Origin of the sequence: Actinoallomurus bryophytorum (assembly GCF_006716425.1) — a bacterium.
Classification (GTDB): Bacteria; Actinomycetota; Actinomycetes; order Streptosporangiales; family Streptosporangiaceae; genus Actinoallomurus; species Actinoallomurus bryophytorum.
Genome location: NZ_VFOZ01000001.1, coordinates 834,805 through 850,073 on the forward strand (window position 1 = coordinate 834,805; position 15,269 = coordinate 850,073).

The 15,269-nt window shown below is 71.2% G+C and carries 15 protein-coding genes; 12 read left to right on the plus strand and 3 right to left on the minus strand.

Going from position 1 to position 15,269, the window contains the following annotated elements; genetic code table 11:
- The first annotated feature begins 190 nt into the window (after window positions 1–190).
- The 8 genes from FB559_RS04005 (at window position 191) to FB559_RS04040 (ending at window position 8,210) form a co-directional block, all read left to right on the plus strand.
- On the plus strand, window positions 191–1,270 hold the full coding sequence (locus FB559_RS04005; protein ID WP_141953372.1) for a sugar ABC transporter substrate-binding protein: 1,080 nt from the start codon (window positions 191–193) through the stop codon (window positions 1,268–1,270).
- A gap of 253 nt (window positions 1,271–1,523) precedes the next feature.
- Window positions 1,524–2,261 carry an ATP-binding cassette domain-containing protein gene (locus tag FB559_RS04010; protein WP_246121341.1) on the plus strand — a complete coding sequence of 246 codons (738 nt, stop codon included), beginning with the start codon at window positions 1,524–1,526 and terminating at the stop codon, window positions 2,259–2,261.
- Window positions 2,249–3,457, plus strand: a complete 1,209-nt coding sequence (locus tag FB559_RS04015) for a sugar ABC transporter permease (RefSeq protein ID WP_141953376.1) — start codon at window positions 2,249–2,251, stop codon at window positions 3,455–3,457. The genes FB559_RS04010 and FB559_RS04015 overlap by 13 nt, the downstream gene beginning before the upstream one ends.
- On the plus strand, window positions 3,454–4,338 hold the full coding sequence (locus FB559_RS04020) for an ROK family protein (protein ID WP_141953379.1): 885 nt from the start codon (window positions 3,454–3,456) through the stop codon (window positions 4,336–4,338). The genes FB559_RS04015 and FB559_RS04020 overlap by 4 nt, the downstream gene beginning before the upstream one ends.
- A gap of 121 nt (window positions 4,339–4,459) precedes the next feature.
- Entirely contained in the window at window positions 4,460–5,863 is a 1,404-nt protein-coding gene (locus FB559_RS04025) for an APC family permease (RefSeq protein WP_141953381.1), read from the plus strand.
- Window positions 5,853–6,743, plus strand: coding sequence for an ROK family protein (locus tag FB559_RS04030; RefSeq protein ID WP_141953383.1), 891 nt, complete (start codon window positions 5,853–5,855; stop codon window positions 6,741–6,743). Before FB559_RS04025 ends, FB559_RS04030 begins: the two co-directional genes overlap by 11 nt.
- 128 nt (window positions 6,744–6,871) lie before the next feature.
- Window positions 6,872–7,231 carry a hypothetical protein gene (locus FB559_RS04035; RefSeq protein ID WP_141953386.1) on the plus strand — a complete coding sequence of 120 codons (360 nt, stop codon included), beginning with the start codon at window positions 6,872–6,874 and terminating at the stop codon, window positions 7,229–7,231.
- Between the two features lie 37 nt (window positions 7,232–7,268).
- A complete protein-coding gene (locus FB559_RS04040; RefSeq protein ID WP_141953388.1) occupies window positions 7,269–8,210 on the plus strand; it encodes a helix-turn-helix domain-containing protein in 942 nt (313 codons plus the stop codon).
- On the opposite strand, the gene FB559_RS04045 is transcribed toward FB559_RS04040, so the two are convergent.
- A complete protein-coding gene (locus FB559_RS04045; protein ID WP_141953390.1) occupies window positions 8,205–9,482 on the minus strand; it encodes an MFS transporter in 1,278 nt (425 codons plus the stop codon). The two genes, FB559_RS04040 and FB559_RS04045, sit on opposite strands and share 6 nt — an antisense overlap.
- 97 nt (window positions 9,483–9,579) lie before the next feature.
- Between FB559_RS04045 and FB559_RS04050 the strand changes: the two genes are divergently transcribed.
- Window positions 9,580–10,215 carry a maleylpyruvate isomerase N-terminal domain-containing protein gene (locus FB559_RS04050; RefSeq protein WP_246121342.1) on the plus strand — a complete coding sequence of 212 codons (636 nt, stop codon included), beginning with the start codon at window positions 9,580–9,582 and terminating at the stop codon, window positions 10,213–10,215.
- A gap of 421 nt (window positions 10,216–10,636) precedes the next feature.
- Here the strand turns inward: FB559_RS04050 and serA are convergent, their stop codons facing one another.
- A complete protein-coding gene (gene serA, locus FB559_RS04055; protein WP_141953395.1) occupies window positions 10,637–12,229 on the minus strand; it encodes a phosphoglycerate dehydrogenase in 1,593 nt (530 codons plus the stop codon).
- Window positions 12,230–12,406: 177 nt separating this feature from the next.
- Here serA and FB559_RS04060 point away from each other — a divergent pair, with 177 nt between their 5' ends.
- Complete coding sequence (locus FB559_RS04060) at window positions 12,407–13,081, plus strand: SseB family protein (RefSeq protein WP_141953397.1); 675 nt, start codon at window positions 12,407–12,409, stop codon at window positions 13,079–13,081.
- 181 nt (window positions 13,082–13,262) lie between these two features.
- The gene (locus FB559_RS04065; protein ID WP_141953400.1) at window positions 13,263–14,153 is read left to right on the plus strand and encodes a CehA/McbA family metallohydrolase; all 891 of its coding nucleotides are present in this window, start codon (window positions 13,263–13,265) and stop codon (window positions 14,151–14,153) included.
- On the opposite strand, the gene FB559_RS04070 is transcribed toward FB559_RS04065, so the two are convergent.
- On the minus strand, window positions 14,125–14,526 hold the full coding sequence (locus FB559_RS04070) for a winged helix-turn-helix transcriptional regulator (protein WP_141953402.1): 402 nt from the start codon (window positions 14,524–14,526) through the stop codon (window positions 14,125–14,127). The two genes, FB559_RS04065 and FB559_RS04070, sit on opposite strands and share 29 nt — an antisense overlap.
- A 99-nt stretch (window positions 14,527–14,625) precedes the next feature.
- Between FB559_RS04070 and FB559_RS04075 the strand changes: the two genes are divergently transcribed.
- Window positions 14,626–15,261: an NAD(P)-dependent oxidoreductase gene (locus FB559_RS04075; protein WP_141953404.1), complete on the plus strand. Its 636-nt coding sequence runs from the start codon at window positions 14,626–14,628 to the stop codon at window positions 15,259–15,261.
- Window positions 15,262–15,269: the final 8 nt, after the last annotated feature.

Here is a 15,269-nt window from a genome sequence, read left to right on the forward strand (position 1 = left end):
CAAGTTCGGTCGACACGCGTCCCCTCCCACGCCGATGTCACAGGTTGGCATATCACGAGACGGTCCGGGTTGCGCGTATTGATTCGTTAGGGACCCTCCCTTACATTTCTCCCCAGGGTAGCTCGGGGGAACCCTGGATCGCGGGCCGTCACGGTCCGCGGGCGGACACCAGGAAGAAGGTGGACATCCCATGCGCAGAGGATGGCTCGTGATACCCGTCGCGGTGGCACTCGTCGCCGCAGGCTGTGGATCCGGTAAGAAGAACGACTCCGCGAAGGGCGGTGAGAAGTCACCGACGATCGCGCTCTTCCTCCCCGAATCCAAGACGACGCGTTATGAGGCCTTCGACCGGCCGCTGTTCGAGGCGAAGGTCAAGGCGCTCTGCCCGGCCTGCAAGATCCTCTACAACAACGCCGACCAGGACGCCGCCAAGCAGCAGTCCCAGGTCGAGTCGGCGATCACCCAGGGGGCCGACGTCCTGGCCCTCGACGCCGTCGACGCCAAGGCGGTCGCGCCGCAGGTCAACCACGCGCGGCAGCGCAACATCCCGGTCATCGCCTACGACCGGCTGATCACCGGCATCGACTACGCGTACTACGTCTCGTTCAACAACGTGCGGGTCGGCCAGATGCAGGGGCAGGCACTGCTCGACGCGATGAACGCGCGTGGCACGACGGCCAAGGGCAAGATCATCATGCTCAACGGCGCGCCCACCGACCCGAGCTCGGGCGACTACAAGAAGGGCGCGCACAGCGTCCTGGACGGCAAGGTCCAGATCGGCAGGGAGTTCGACACTCCCGACTGGAGCCCCGACAAGGCGCAGCAGGAGACCGAACAGGCCATCACGGCGCTCGGCCGGGACAACGTCGTGGGCGTGCTCTCGGCCAACGACGGCATGGCCGGCGGCGCGATCGCCGCGATGAAGCGCGCCGGCTACAAGACACTGCCCCCGATCACCGGGCAGGACGCCGAGGTCGGGGCGGTCCAGCGGATCATCACCGGCGAGCAGTACATGACGATCTACCTCAACATCAGGCAGCAGGCCGAGAAGTCCGCCGAGCTGGCGGTCGCGCTGGGCCGCGGCCAGCACCCGGCCGCACCCACGAAGGTCAACAACGGCAGCGCGGACATCCCGGCGTTCCTGCTCGACCCGACCGCGGTCACCAAGGACAAGATCCAGTCCACGATCATCAAGGACGGCTTCTACACGGCCGCCAAGATCTGCACCGGCAAGATCGCCGCCGCGTGCGCGAGCGCGGGGATCAAATGACATCCTCCCTCGCCTGAAGGCGGGGATGTCCCCAGCGACCACCCCACTGGGACGAGGTAGCCCCCGCCGTGCGGCGACTGATGCGGGACCGCCGGCGAGGTATCAGACCGGCGGAACAGTGCCGGCCCCACCTTGGGAACCCCGCCGACCGGACCACCGACTCACACCGACAGAACCGGGAGACAAAAGTGCCCGACCATGCCACATTCCCTCCCCGCCCCGATGGACAGGGCCGCCACGCAGGAGGCGTCCGGTGACGCTCCAGGTCAGCGGCGTCTCCAAGCGGTACGGCGCCGTCCAGGCCCTCGACGGGGTGGACCTGAGCGTGGAGGCGGGCGAGGTGGTCGCGCTGGTCGGCGACAACGGCGCGGGCAAGTCGACCCTCGTCAAGGTCGTCTCCGGCGTGATCACGCCGGACTCGGGGACGCTGGAGTTCGAGGGCCGTACGGTGCGGATCAACCGGCCGCACGACGCGCAGGCCCTCGGCATCTCCACCGTCTACCAGGATCTCGCGCTCTGCGAGAACCTCGACGTGGTCGGCAACCTGTTCCTCGGCTCCGAGGAGCGCAGGTGGTCGCTGATGCGCGGCATCCGGATGGAGCGCCGCGCCCGTGACCTGCTGACCTCCCTCGACGTCCGGATCCGCGACATCTCGGCGCCGGTCGCGGCCCTGTCCGGCGGCCAGCGGCAGTCGGTGGCGATCACCCGTGCGCTGCTCGGCGAACCGCGGCTCGTCATCCTGGACGAGCCCACCGCGGCGCTGGGGGTCGAGCAGACCGCCCAGGTGCTGGACCTGGTCAAACGGCTGCGAGATCGTGGCCTCGCGGTCATGGTCATCTCTCACAACCTGGCCGACGTCCGTGCCGTCAGCGACCGCATCGTGGTGCTGCGCCTGGGCCGTAACGCGGGCGACTTCCGTACCGCGGACACCTCGCAGGGAGCGATCGTGGCCGCCATCACCGGTCTGGAGGACCCGACATGGCCTCAGTGACGCGCGCACCGGACCGCGCCGAGCCCGGCGCCGTACTGCGCTCGGCCGGGGACCGCCTCGCCCGCGGTGACCTCGGGCCGCTGCCGGTGATCGCCGGGCTCGTGGTGATCGCGATCGTCTTCGGGACGCTCAACGACCACTTCCTGTCGGCGGAGAACCTCACCAACCTCGCGCTGCAGATGGCCGCCACCGGGACGATCTCGCTCGGCGTCATCATGGTGCTGCTCCTCGGCGAGATCGACCTGTCGGTCGGTTCGGTCAGCGGGCTGAGCGCCGTGCTCATGACGATCTTCAATGTCGAGCACGGCCTGAACCCCCTGCTGTCGGTCGTGGCCGCGATCGCCATCGCCGCGGTGATCGGCCTGGTGCACGGGCTGATGTTCACCAAGCTGGGGATGCCGTCCTTCGTGGTCACGCTGGCCGGCCTGATCGGCTGGCAGGGACTGCTGCTCTACCTGCTCGGCAAGGAGGGCACGATCAACCTGCCCTTCGACGGGGCGATCGCGAAGATGAGCGACTCGTGGCTGCCGCCGGTACTGAGCTGGGTGACCGCCATCGTGATCGTCGGGGTGTACGGCGGCTCGGCGCTGGTCTCACGGCGCGCGCGTGCCGCCGCCGGGCTGCCGGTCCAGGTGTTGACCTGGGCGGTCGTACGGATCGGCGGGCTCGCCGTGGTCCTGTGCGTCACCGTGGCGGTGCTGAACGGCGACCGCGGGGTGCCGCTGACCCTGGTCATCTTCGGGGCGCTGGTCGTGGCGCTGGACCTGGTGCTGCGGCACACGGTCGGCGGCCGGTGGATCTACGCCGTGGGCGGCAACCCCGAGGCGGCACGGCGCGCCGGCATCAACGTCACCGCGGTACGGGTCACGGCGTTCGTGGCGGCCTCCAGCCTCGCGGCGGCGGGCGGCATCCTCGCCGCGAGCCGCCTCGTCGCGGTCAACCAGAGCTCCGGTGGCAGCGACATCCTGCTCAACGCGATCGCCGCGGCCGTGATCGGGGGTACGAGCCTGTTCGGCGGGCGCGGGCGCACGTACGCCGCGCTGCTGGGCATCCTGGTCATCCAGTCGATCACCAACGGAATGCTCCTGCTCAACGTCGACTCCTCGGTGCGCTTCATGGTGACCGCGAGCGTGCTGGCGCTCGCCGTCGCGATCGACTCGCTCGCGCGCAAGGGACGGCCGGGAGCCGCTCGGTGAGCCTGGTCCTGGGCATCGACTTCGGCGGTACCAAGATCGCGCTCGCGACCGCGACCACCTCCGGCGAACGCCTGCGCGGTACGCGGATCGAGACCCGCGCCCCGGAGGGGGCCGAGGCGGTCCTGCGGCGGGCCCTCGACGCCGCGAACGCCCTCGTCGCCGCCACCCCCGGCCGCCTCGTGGCGGCCGGGGTCTCGACGTTCGGGGTGGTGCGGGGCGGCCGGGTGCGCCTCGCGCCGAACGTCCCCGGCTGGGAGGACCTGCCGCTGCCCGCGATCCTGCGCGACGGCCTCGGCGTGTCCGCCCTGGACGTGGACAACGACGTGAACGCCGCCGCGACCGCCGAGCTGCACTGGGGTGGTCTCGCCGGCACCGACGTCGGCCTGTACGTCAACCTGGGTACGGGCACCGGCGCGGCCCTCGTCGTCGGAGGCCGGGTGATCCCCGGGACGCACGGTGCGGCCGGGGAGATCGGCTACTTCCTCCGCACACCGGGTGAGCCCGCCTACGCCTCCGGGCGTGCGCCGCTGGAGGAGCACACCTCCGGCAGCGGGCTCGCCGCGCGCGGCTCTGAGCTGCTCGGCGAGCCGGTCGCGGCGGCCGGCCTGTTCGAGCGCCGGGAGGAGCCCGCGGTCGCCGCGCTGCTGGAGGACGCCGCCGGCGAGGTCGGCATGACGGTGGCCAACCTCGCCACCTTCCTCGACCCCGAACGCGTCGTCGTCGGGGGCGGCATGGCCGGCGCGTTCCTGCCCGCGCTGCGGGCCGCCATCGCCGGCGCGGTCCCCTTCCCGCCTCCGGTCGAGGCGGCGCGCTTCATCGACGACGCCCCGCTGATCGGCGCGGTCGCCCTGGCGGTGCGGACCGCGAACGGCCGCGCCTGAGCTGTTTTCACGGCATTTCGGGCCAGCCGGTTCATTTGTTAGGGAGTCTCCCTTACCTTTGATGGAGAGCGTTTCCCCTGGGTATGGCCTTTCCCGTCTCCCCCGCGAACGGAGAGCTTCCATGGCGAGTCCCACAGCGCCGACGTTCGAGCGCCGCCTCGGCCTGTTCCAGGCCACCACCGTGAACATGACGCAGATGTGCGGCATCGGGCCGTTCGTCACCATCCCCGTCATGATCGCGACGATGGAAGGGCCGCAGGCGATGTTCGGCTGGGTGGTCGGCGCGATCATCGCGATCACCGACGGCCTGGTCTGGGCGGAGCTCGGCGCCGCGATGCCCGGCGCCGGCGGGAGCTATCTCTATCTCCGTGAGGCGTTCCAGTACCGCACCGGGCGGCTCATGCCCTTCCTGTTCGTCTGGTCCGCGGTGCTGTTCATCCCGCTGATCATGTCGACCGGTGTCATCGGACTCGTGCAGTACGCGGGGTACCTGTGGCCGACGCTCGTCCACGGCAGTGGTCTGTCCACGCCGGGCCACCTGGTCGCCATCGGCGTCGTCGTGCTCGTGATCGTCGCGCTGTACCGCCGGATCGGCGACATCGGCCGGCTGACCTCCGTCTTCTTCGTGGTGATGCTGATCTCCGTGCTGGGCGTGATCTTCGCGGCCTTCACGCACTTCAGCCCCCACCTGGCCTTCACCTTCCCCGCGAACGGGGGCTCGAAGTTCTTCACCGGGCTGGGCGCGGGCCTGGTCATCGCCATCTACGACTACCTCGGCTACAACACCAGCGCCTATCTCGGCGCCGAGATCAAGGATCCGGGCCGGGTGATCCCCCGTTCGATCGTCTTCGCGATCCTCGGGATCATGGGGCTGTACTTCCTGCTCCAGGTCGGCGTGCTCGGCGTCGTGCCCTGGCAGCAGGCCGAGCACTCCAGCTCGGTCGCCTCGCTCGTCCTGGAGAAGGCGTGGGGCAAGGGCACCGCGCAGATCTTCACCGTCGGGATCATCATCACCGCGTTCGCCTCGGTCTTCGCCGGGCTGCTGGGCGGCTCACGCGTGCCGTACAACGCCGCGCGGGACAAGGTGTTCCTGTCCTGGTTCGGGCGGTTGCACCCCCGGCTGAGGTTCCCGACCGCCGGGCTGTTCGCGATGGGGGTCATCACGGCGATCGGCAGCCTCTTCACGCTCACCGACGTGATCAGCATGCTCACCGCGGTCTTCGTGCTCATCCAGTCGGTCGCCCAGGTGGTCGCGCTGACCGTGCTGCGCCGACGGCAGCCGGGCCTGCCCCGCCCGTACAAGATGTGGCTGTACCCGCTGCCCAGCATCGTCGCGCTGGCCGGCTGGCTCTACATCTACAAGTCGGCGGGCATCGACCACATCCTGCTGTCCCTCGCGTGGCTGGCGGCCGGCGGCATCGCCTTCCTGGTCTGGGCGCGCGCCGAACACACCTGGCCGTTCGGCCCCAAGGAGATCCGGGAGTCCTTCCTGGAGAACACCGGGGAGGCCGTCCATGGCACCTGACGACCCGGCCGGCTTCGTCCTCGGAATCGACTTCGGGGGGACGAAGATCGCCCTCGCGACCGCCACGACGGCCGGTGAGCGACTGCGTGCCACCCGCATCGAGACGCGCGCCGCCGACGGCGCGGAGGAGGTCATGCGGCGGACCGTGGCCGCCGCGCACCGGCTGGCCGGCACGGCCCCCGGCCGTCTCCTGGCCGCGGGCGTCTCGACGTTCGGCGTCGTACGGGACGGCCGCGTGCACCTCGCGCCCAACGTGCCCGGATGGGAGGACCTGCCCCTGCCCGCGCTGCTCCGCGACGGTCTCGGCGTGTCCGCGCTGAACGTCGACAACGACGTCAACGCGGCCGCCACCGCCGAGCTCGACTGGGGCGCCCTCGCGAGTACGGACGTCGGCCTCTACATCAACCTTGGCACCGGCACCGGCGCCGCCCTCATCGTCGGCGGCCGTGTCATCCCCGGCGTGCACGGCGCCGCGGGCGAGATCGGCTACCTGCTCCGTGAGCCGGGCGAGCCCGGGTACGCCCACGGGCACGCGCCGCTGGAGGAGTACACCTCCGGCAGCGGCCTGGCCGCACGGGGCACCACCCTGCTCCGCCGGTCGGTCACCGCCGTCGACCTGGCGGCGAGCCGGCACCAGCCCGCCGTCGCCAGCCTGCTGGACGACGCCGCCGCCACGATCGGGATGACGGTCGCCAACCTGGCGACGTTCCTGGACCCCGAGCGCGTCGTGGTCGGCGGCGGCATGGCCACCGCGTTCCTGCCCGCCATCGAAGGTGCCATCAGGCGCGCGGTCCCGTTCCCGCCTCCGGTGGTGGCCGCGCGCTTCATCGACGACGCTCCGCTCATCGGCGCCATCGCTTTGGCCGTCGAGGCGCTCTGACACGCCCGCCGAATCTCACTCCACCCCGCGCCGGGTCTTGACGCGAGAAACACCCCTGTGGACGCTGAACGAGGAGGTGGCGGTGATGGGTGACGGACAAGGCGGCATCCCATCCGCGGCGGCGAATCGTGCGTGATGACGATGAGACGTTCGGGGGCGTACTGACACCGTGCGACATGTGCCTCGAGGTCGGTGAGCTGGTCACACTCGACGGCCGGCCGCCGCAGGTGCTGCGTGTGGGCGAGTGCCCGCAGTGCCACGGGTCGGGGCATGTCCACATCGACTGCGAAGAACACGAGGTGGACGAGATCGTCCGCGGCCTGCCGCCGACCCGCAGGCAGATCGCCGTACGCCGGATGGTCGCGGGTGCGGGCATGTGCGCCGACTGCTTCGGCGTCGGCGCGGTCGCCCACGTCGAGTGCGACACCGACCGCGCCCCCATCCGGTACGTCGAGGCGCCGTGCCCGAAGTGCGCGGAGGCCCACTGACCTTGTCCGGAACGCCATGATGCGTACACTTTCGGACATGCGTTCGGTCGCACTCGCCGTCCACGACGGGATCACGATCTTCGAGGTCGCCTCGGTCTGCGAGGTGTTCGGGGTGGACCGCGGGCTCGCCGACCCCTGGTACGACTTCACCGTCTGCGGCGCCGGCACCGTACGGGTCGGCGGGTGGTTCCGGGTGGAGGCGCCCAGCGGCCTCGACGAGCTCGCCTCCGCCGGCACCGTCATCGTGCCGGCCTGCCGTGACGTCGACGAGGAGCCGCCAGCCGACCTGGTCCAGGCCGTACGCGCGGCCTACGATCGCGGGGCGCGGGTGGTCTCCATCTGCACCGGGGCGTTCGTCCTGGCCGCGGCCGGGCTGCTCGACGGCCGGCGTGCCACCACGCACTGGATGCATGCCGGCCTTCTCGCGGCACGGTATCCCCGGGTGCGGGTCGATCCCGAGGTGCTCTACATCGACGAGGGCCAGGTCCTCACCGCGGCGGGCAAGGCCTCCGGGATGGATCTGTGCCTGCACATCGTCCGGCTCGATCACGGCATGGCGGTCGCCAACGACCTGGCACGCCGCCTCGTCGTGCCTCCGCACCGGCCCGGCGGCCAGGCGCAGTTCATTCCCACCCCGGTGCCGAACGGCCGGGAGCACGCGCTCTCGGACCTGCTCCCCTGGGCGATCGCCCGGCTGGACCGGCCGCTCACGGTCGAGGACCTGGCGCGCCGGGCGAACATGAGCGCCCGCAACCTGGCCCGGCACTTCAACGCCGTGACCGGGACGACCCCGCTGCAGTGGCTGCTGACCCAGCGGATCCACCGGGCACAGGAGCTGCTGGAGACCACCGGCGACAGCGTCGAGCTGGTCGCCGCGCATACCGGGATGGGGACCGCCGCCACCCTGCGACGGCACTTCAGCCGCGTCATCGGAGTGCCGCCCGACACCTACCGCCGCACGTTCCGCGACGGATCATGAGGCGGCCCGGCGCTCCGGCAGGTCGTCCGCGAGCCGTGCCTCGCCGGGTTCTCGCGCCTGGGCGGCCGTCCACGCCAGCGTGAGGGCCGCGAGCGCGGCCACGACGAGCAGGAGGACGCCCGCCGGCACGGCCTGAGTCGCGGCGGCGAGCGGGAGGGAGACGACCAGGCCGAGGTAGGACACCGCCTGGTAGACCGCGGTCAGCCCGGCCAGGTGGCCGGGCCCCGCCAGGCGCTGCACCTCGATCAGGCCGCACACCTGGCAGCAGCCGTAGCCCGCGCCGAGCACCAGCGCGGCCACCACCACGAGCACCGGCTGCACGACCGCCGCGGCCAGGGCGGCGATCAGCGTTCCGGCCACCACGATCGCCATCGACGTCGCGAGAAGGCGTGGCCTGCCGGGGACGTCGACCCGGCGTGCCAGCGGCTGCACGAAGATGCCGGCGAACGCGGTCAGCAGCGTCACCGCCGCGCTGAACACCACCGTGTACCCCGCCAGGCGGTCCTTGACCACCCAGGGCAGGTAGGCCATGGCCACCGCCACCGAGCCGAACACCCACGGCGCGAGCGGCACCACGACCCTGCGGAAGCGGCGGTCGCCGGCCTCGGGGACGCGCAGTTGCCGCAGCAGGCCGTCCTGGACGTCCGGGACACGGGTCTCCGGGGTGCGGAGCACCGCCGGAAGGGCGACGGCCGCCAGACCCAAGTGAGGCAGGTACGGCAGGACGGTCGGTGCCGGCGCCCACTGGGCCAGGACACCGGCGACCAGCGGCCCGAGCCCGAAACCGGCACTCATCGCCACGGTGATCCGCCGCGGAGCGTGGCCTCCGCCGCCGGGTGAGCCGGCCGCGGAGAGCTCCTTGATCCAGGCCGCGCCCGAGCTGAAGGCCGCGCCGCTGGCCACACCGGCGAGCAACCGCCCGGCGAACAGCCCGCCGACCCCTGCCCCACCGGACATCAGCAGGACGGTGGCGGCGGCGGACGCGACCAGCGTCGGGGCCATCACCCGGCGGCGGCCGTACCGGTCCGAGAACGGGCCGCCCAGCAGCAGTCCGGGGATCAAGCCGAAGATGTAGAGGCCGAACGTCGCCTGGGTGACCGTCGCCGACAGATGGAGCCTCGCCTGGTAGAGGAGCAGCAAGGGCGCGAACTGCTGCGCGCCCCACCCGACCGCCGCCACCGCCAGCCCCGCCGGCCACCACTGCCGCGCCTTGCCCGGTCGCAGCGGGATCGGGCTCGCACCGAGTCGTGCCTGCTTTTCCACACCCGTCATGCTGACGTCGGAGATCCTGCCGGGCGAGTGGCGAAAACGACGTCATGCGCATACTTTCGGACATCTACCGGCGAAAAACGCGACAACGGAGGACTTCGTGAGTGTCAAGGACGCGTACCTGGCCGCCGCCGGCGAGGCGGTAGACCTACTCGGGCGGCCGGAGATCGCCGCGACGTGGGAACGGCCCAGCGCGCTGGCGGAGATGACGGTCAGCGGCCTTGCGGGGCACCTGGCCTACCAGATCCTCAGTGTCGGGTCCGCGCTGGACGGGCCCGCGTCAAGACAGGCACCGATTCCGCTGCTGGAACACTACGCGCGTGCCGAATGGATCGGCACACCGCTGGACGGGGACGTCAACGCCGGCATCCGCGCGAAGGGTGAGGACATCGCGTCCGAGGGGGCGCGGCCGCTGCGGGAACGCGCGGGCGCCGCACTCGCCGGGCAACGGACCAGGCTCGCGGGGCATCCGGACGATCAGGTGGTGTTCTTGCCGCAGACGGGCTGGGCGCTCAGGCTCGGCGACTTCCTCACCACGCGGACGCTGGAACTCGTCGTGCACCTGGACGACCTGGCCGTCAGCGTGGGGCTCGCCACGCGAGAGCTCCCGCACGGCGTCTTCGACCCCGTGCTCATGCTGCTGGCCCGGCTCGCCGTGCGGCGGCACGGCCAGACGGCGGTGCTGCGAGCGTTGACCCGGACGGAGCGGGCGCCCGCGGCGATCAACGCGATCTGACCGGGCCACGGCGGCGCGCGGGCTCATCGGGACGGCACTCGGCGCCTGGACGGCACGTGAGAATCCGTCCAAGCGCCGGGCGGCGGCTGTTACTTGCTGGCGGCGCCACCGTTGTCGCGGCGATCCAAGGCGATCTGGACGGCCCGGGTGGCTTCTTCGGCGGCGTCTTCTGCAGGCTTCGACACGTACATCGAGTCCATGGGATTCGTCTCCGTGATGTTGACATCAGGGCGATCGGGACTTGGGACCAGCGGCTGACTCCGCGGCGGGTCGCCGGTCTGCCCGAGGGATCAGACCCCGCCGCGGCTGCTAAGGATGTATACGTAGCGCCGCATATTGATTTCCACGCTACCTCGGCCCCGACGCCGAAGTCTCGCCTCGCGGTCAGAAATCCCACCAGGTGAGACGGCAGGCGACCGGCTCAGTCCTCCAGATCGACGCGACGTCCCTGTTCAGCGCCGATCTCCGCCGTGATCGCGTCGGTCAGGTCCGGCCCGAGTGCGGAATCGACGGTCAATGCGATAAGCGCCTTGCCGCCCTTTTTGTGCCGGCCGACCTGCATACCCGCGATGTTGACGCCGGCGTCGCCCAGCAGCCGGCCCACCATCCCGACGATGCCCGGCCGGTCGATGTAGGTGAAGAACGCCATGTGCGCGGTCGGCGCGATCTCCATCGCGTAGCCGTTGACCTCGACGAGACGCTCGGCGTGCTTGGGGCCCGTGAGAGTCCCGGACACCGACACGATGCCGCCGTCGGCCATCGTGCCGCGGACGGTGATGAGGTTGCGCCAGTCGGGGCTGTCCTCGCTCGTGGTCAGCGTCACCTCGACGCCGCGGTCGCGGGACAGCAACGGCGCGTTGACATAGGTCACCGCGTCCTCGACGACGTCGGTGAACGCGCCCTTGAGCGCGGCGAGTTCGAGGACCTTCACATCGTGGTGCGCGATCTCGCCGCGCACCTCGACCTCGAGGCGGGCCGGGACGCCGCCCGCGAGCGCGGTGAAGACGCGGCCGAGCTTTTCGGCGAGGGGCAGGCCGGGCTTGACCTCCTCGGCGACGACACCGCCGCCGCGCACGTTGACCGCGTCGGGCACGAACTCGCCGGACAGCGCCAGGAACACCGAACGGGCGACCTGTGTGCCGGCCTTCTCCTGCGCCTCGTGCGTGCTCGCGCCCAGGTGCGGGGTGACCACGACGTTGTCGTGGTGGAACAGCGGACTGTCGGTGCAGGGCTCGCTGGTGAAGACGTCGATGCCGGCGCCGGCGACGCGTTTCTCCTTCAGCGCCAGGTCGAGGGCGTTCTCGTCGATGATGCCCCCGCGCGCGGCGTTGACGAGCCGCACCGAGGGCTTGACCAGGTGCAGCTCACGGTCGCCGATCAGACCGAGCGTCTCCTTGTTCTTGGGCAGGTGCACGGTGATGAAGTCGCTCTCGCGCAGCAGCTCGTCCAAGGAGACGAGCCGCACCCCGAGCTGGGCGGCGCGCGGCGCCTGGACGTACGGGTCGTAGGCGATCACCTTCATGTCGAAGGCGGCGAGCCGCTTGGCGACGAGCACGCCGATGCGGCCGAGGCCGAGCACGCCGACGGTCTTTTCAGCCAGTTCGACGCCGGTGTACTTCGAGCGCTTCCACTCCCCCTGCTTCAGCGCCGAGTGTCCCTGTGGAACGTTGCGCGCGGTGGCCAGCAGCAGGGCGACGGCGTGCTCGGCGGCCGTCACGATGTTGGAGGTCGGCGCGTTGACGACCATGACGCCGGCCTTGGTCGCCGCCTCGACGTCGACGTTGTCGAGGCCGACGCCCGCGCGTGCGACCACCCGCAGCCGCCTGGCCACCGCGAACACGCCGGCGTCGATCCGGGTGGCGCTGCGCACGATGACCGCGTCCACGTCGGTGACGGCGGCCAGCAGCCCCTCGCGGTCGGCGCCGTCGGTGCGGCGCACCTCGAAGTCGCCCTCGAGCAGGGCGAGACCGGCGGGCGAGAGCTCCTCGGCGACGAGGACCACAGGCTTGCTCAACGTACGTCTCCCTTGCGTAGGCTGCCCGTACGGGGGCGTGGCGCGAGACACCGTCGAGCCCCCGCCGCGGCCGAGTCTAGCGACGGACCCGTCGCGTTCCGTGAGTCAAATGAACGCCCGGTGCCCCTCACTCGTAGGTGCCCCGCGCAGTCCCGTCCACGCACTAGGGTCAAGCGCATGGCGAATGGAAACGCGAAGCTGGCCGACGTGCTCGCGCAGCGTGGTGAACCCGAGCAGATCCTGGGCGCGCTGGTCGACGGCGGGGTCCTCATAGTGTCCAACCCCGACGGCTCCGTGCTCGTCGGACAGCTCGAGGACGAGAGCGTCGTCCTCGCCGCGTTCACCTCCCCCGAGACGTACGGCAACAAGCAGGACGAGGAGACGTTCCAGCAGGCCGACGCCGCCTTGCTGCTGGAGATCGCGCGCAGCGGTGACGTCGACGCGATCGTCGTCGACCCCGAGGGCGACGACGCCGCGCTCATCCCGTTCACCGACATCCAGGGCTACCTGATCGCCCAGGGCATGAGCGTGGACGAGGACGTCGAGGTCGCCTTCCGGCCGAGCGAGCACGAGCTGGTGCCCAGCCTGCGGGACGGGATCGCCACCCGGCTCCCCGACTACCCGGACGTCGAGCGGGTGTGGATCTCCGACGTACGCATGCCGAGCGGCGTCGAGGGCATCATGCTGCACGTCATGGTCGCCGAGGGCGCCGACCCGCAGCTGGCCAACGAGCTGCTCCAGGCGACGATGCAGGACCTGCCGACGAGCGACGTCCCGGTCTTCGCCCACCTCGGCGACGAGGAGACCGAGGGATTCCTCACCGAGATGGATGCCGTCGTCGTACGCCGGTAGCGCGCCGCGGTGACGGTGGATCCACTGACCTTCGCCCCCGCCGCGCCGGGCGAGGAGCGGACCCGTACGGTCGCTGGACGGTCGCGGTGACGCTGCGGTTCGGCGAGCCGGACCGGCCTTCGTCCCCTCACACGCGCCGACGCGGGCGCGTGGACGCGGTCGCGCCTGGTACCGCGGGGACATGCACCTGCACTCGGTGCACTCCGACGGCGCGTGGACGCCGGAACAGATCGTGGCCGAGGCGCGCCGATCGGGCCTGGACTTCATCGTCTCGACCGAGCACAACACCTCCAGCGCGGCGGGGATCTGGGGCCACCACTCACGCGACGACCTCCTGATCATCGACGGTGAGGAGGTCACCACCCGCGACGGCCACTACACCGCGCTCGGGCTGCCGCCGGGAACCTGGATCGACTGGCGGTACCGCGCCGCCGACGGAGTGATCCCGCGCTTCCTGGACGAGGTTTACCGGCACGGCGCGCTGGCCGTGGCCGCGCACCCGTTCGGCCCGTTCGCCGGCGGCCAGTGGAAGTTCGGGTACTCCCAGGTGGACGCGATCGAGGTCTGGAACGGCCCGTGGACCTCGGGCGACGAGGCGTCCCTGCGGCTGTGGAGCGGCCTGCCGGCCGAAGGGCGGCGCTGGGTCCCGGCGGTCGGCGACAGCGACTCGCACAGGGAGGGCCAGGTCATCGTCCTGCCGCAGAACGTCGTGCTCGCCGAGGACCTCGAACGCGGCGCCATCCTGTCGGCGGTCAGGGCCGGGCGCCTCTACGTCGCCGAGTCGTCCGCGGTGTCGATGTCCTTCGAGGCCGCAGCGGGCTCGCGCACCGCCGGCATCGGCGAGCGGCTGGGCGCGGAGCCGGGCGACCCGGTCACCGTGTCCGTACGGACCGAAGGCGTGGCGGCGGGCGTGATCCGCCTGTTCACCGACGAGGGTCAGGTCTTCGAGTGCCCGGCCGGCACGGCCACCTGGCGTACGACGCCGCACGTCTCCGCGTACGTGCGCGCGGAGGTCCGCCACCCGGACGGCTCGATGGCCGCGTTCACCAACCCGGTCTTCCCGGGCCGCTGATCCCGCCACCGGCCGGCGAGGACGCCTCACGTGCGTCGAGCAACTCGTCCCAGTGCTGCTCCGCCCATGCGCAGGCGGCCTCCATGGGAGCGAGAAGGCTGCGGCCGAGCGGAGTGAGTTCGTACTCGACCCGCCGCACCGGCGCCGCGTAGGCCGTCCGCCTGACCATTCCGTCGCGTTCGAGCGCCCGCAGCGACTGGGTGAGCACCTTCGCGGTGATGCCGCGCAGGGGGATCCGTAGCTCGGAGAAGCGTCGTGGTCCGTCCTGCAGGCAGCGAATTATCAGTCCTGCCCATTTGTCGCCGAAGCGGAACGGCAACATCTCCGACGGGCAGATCGGGTCGAACATCTCCGGATCCAGCGGCTTGGTCACGCGCCCCACGCTAGCCGGTATCCGCGAGGTAACCACCGGTCCGGTTAGCGTCCCGGGCATCGGCCGGTGATCGCACCGGCTCGGACGTGAGGTGAACGCATGAGCAGAATCGTGGTGTTCGGCGCGGGCGGCAGGGCCGGCCGGGCGGCGGTGGCGGAGGCTCGCCGGCGCGGGCATGAGGTCACCGCCGTGGTGCGTGATCCGGCCGGGCACGGCGGACTGGCGACGGACGGCGTACGGCTGGTCGCCGGGGACGTCACCGACGCCGGCAGCGTCGCCGAGGCGGCGCACGATCACGACGGCGCGATCAGCGCCGTCTACGACGCGGGAGCGCCGCCCGAGGTCTTCTTCGCCGCCGCCGCTCGTGCCCTTGTCGACGGGCTGCCACGAGCCGGCGTGGACAGGCTGGTGACGGTCGGTCTGGCATCGATCCTCCCGACCGAGTCCGGGGTCCTCCTGATGGACACCGCCGGCTATCCACAGGAATACCGCGCCTTCTACCTGGCCCATGCCGCCGGGAACGACGTGTTCAGAGCCGCCACCGGCGCGCTGGACTGGCTGGTCCTGAGCCCGGCCGGCGACTTCGACCACGACGGGGGTCGCACCGGCCGCTACCGGACCGCCCCGGCGGAGGCGGCCTCCCGTGTCTCCTACGCCGACTTCGCGATCGCCCTGCTCGATGAGATCGACACTCCCGAGCACCACCGCACACACGTGGGCATCGACGTTCCGTAGACGCGTAC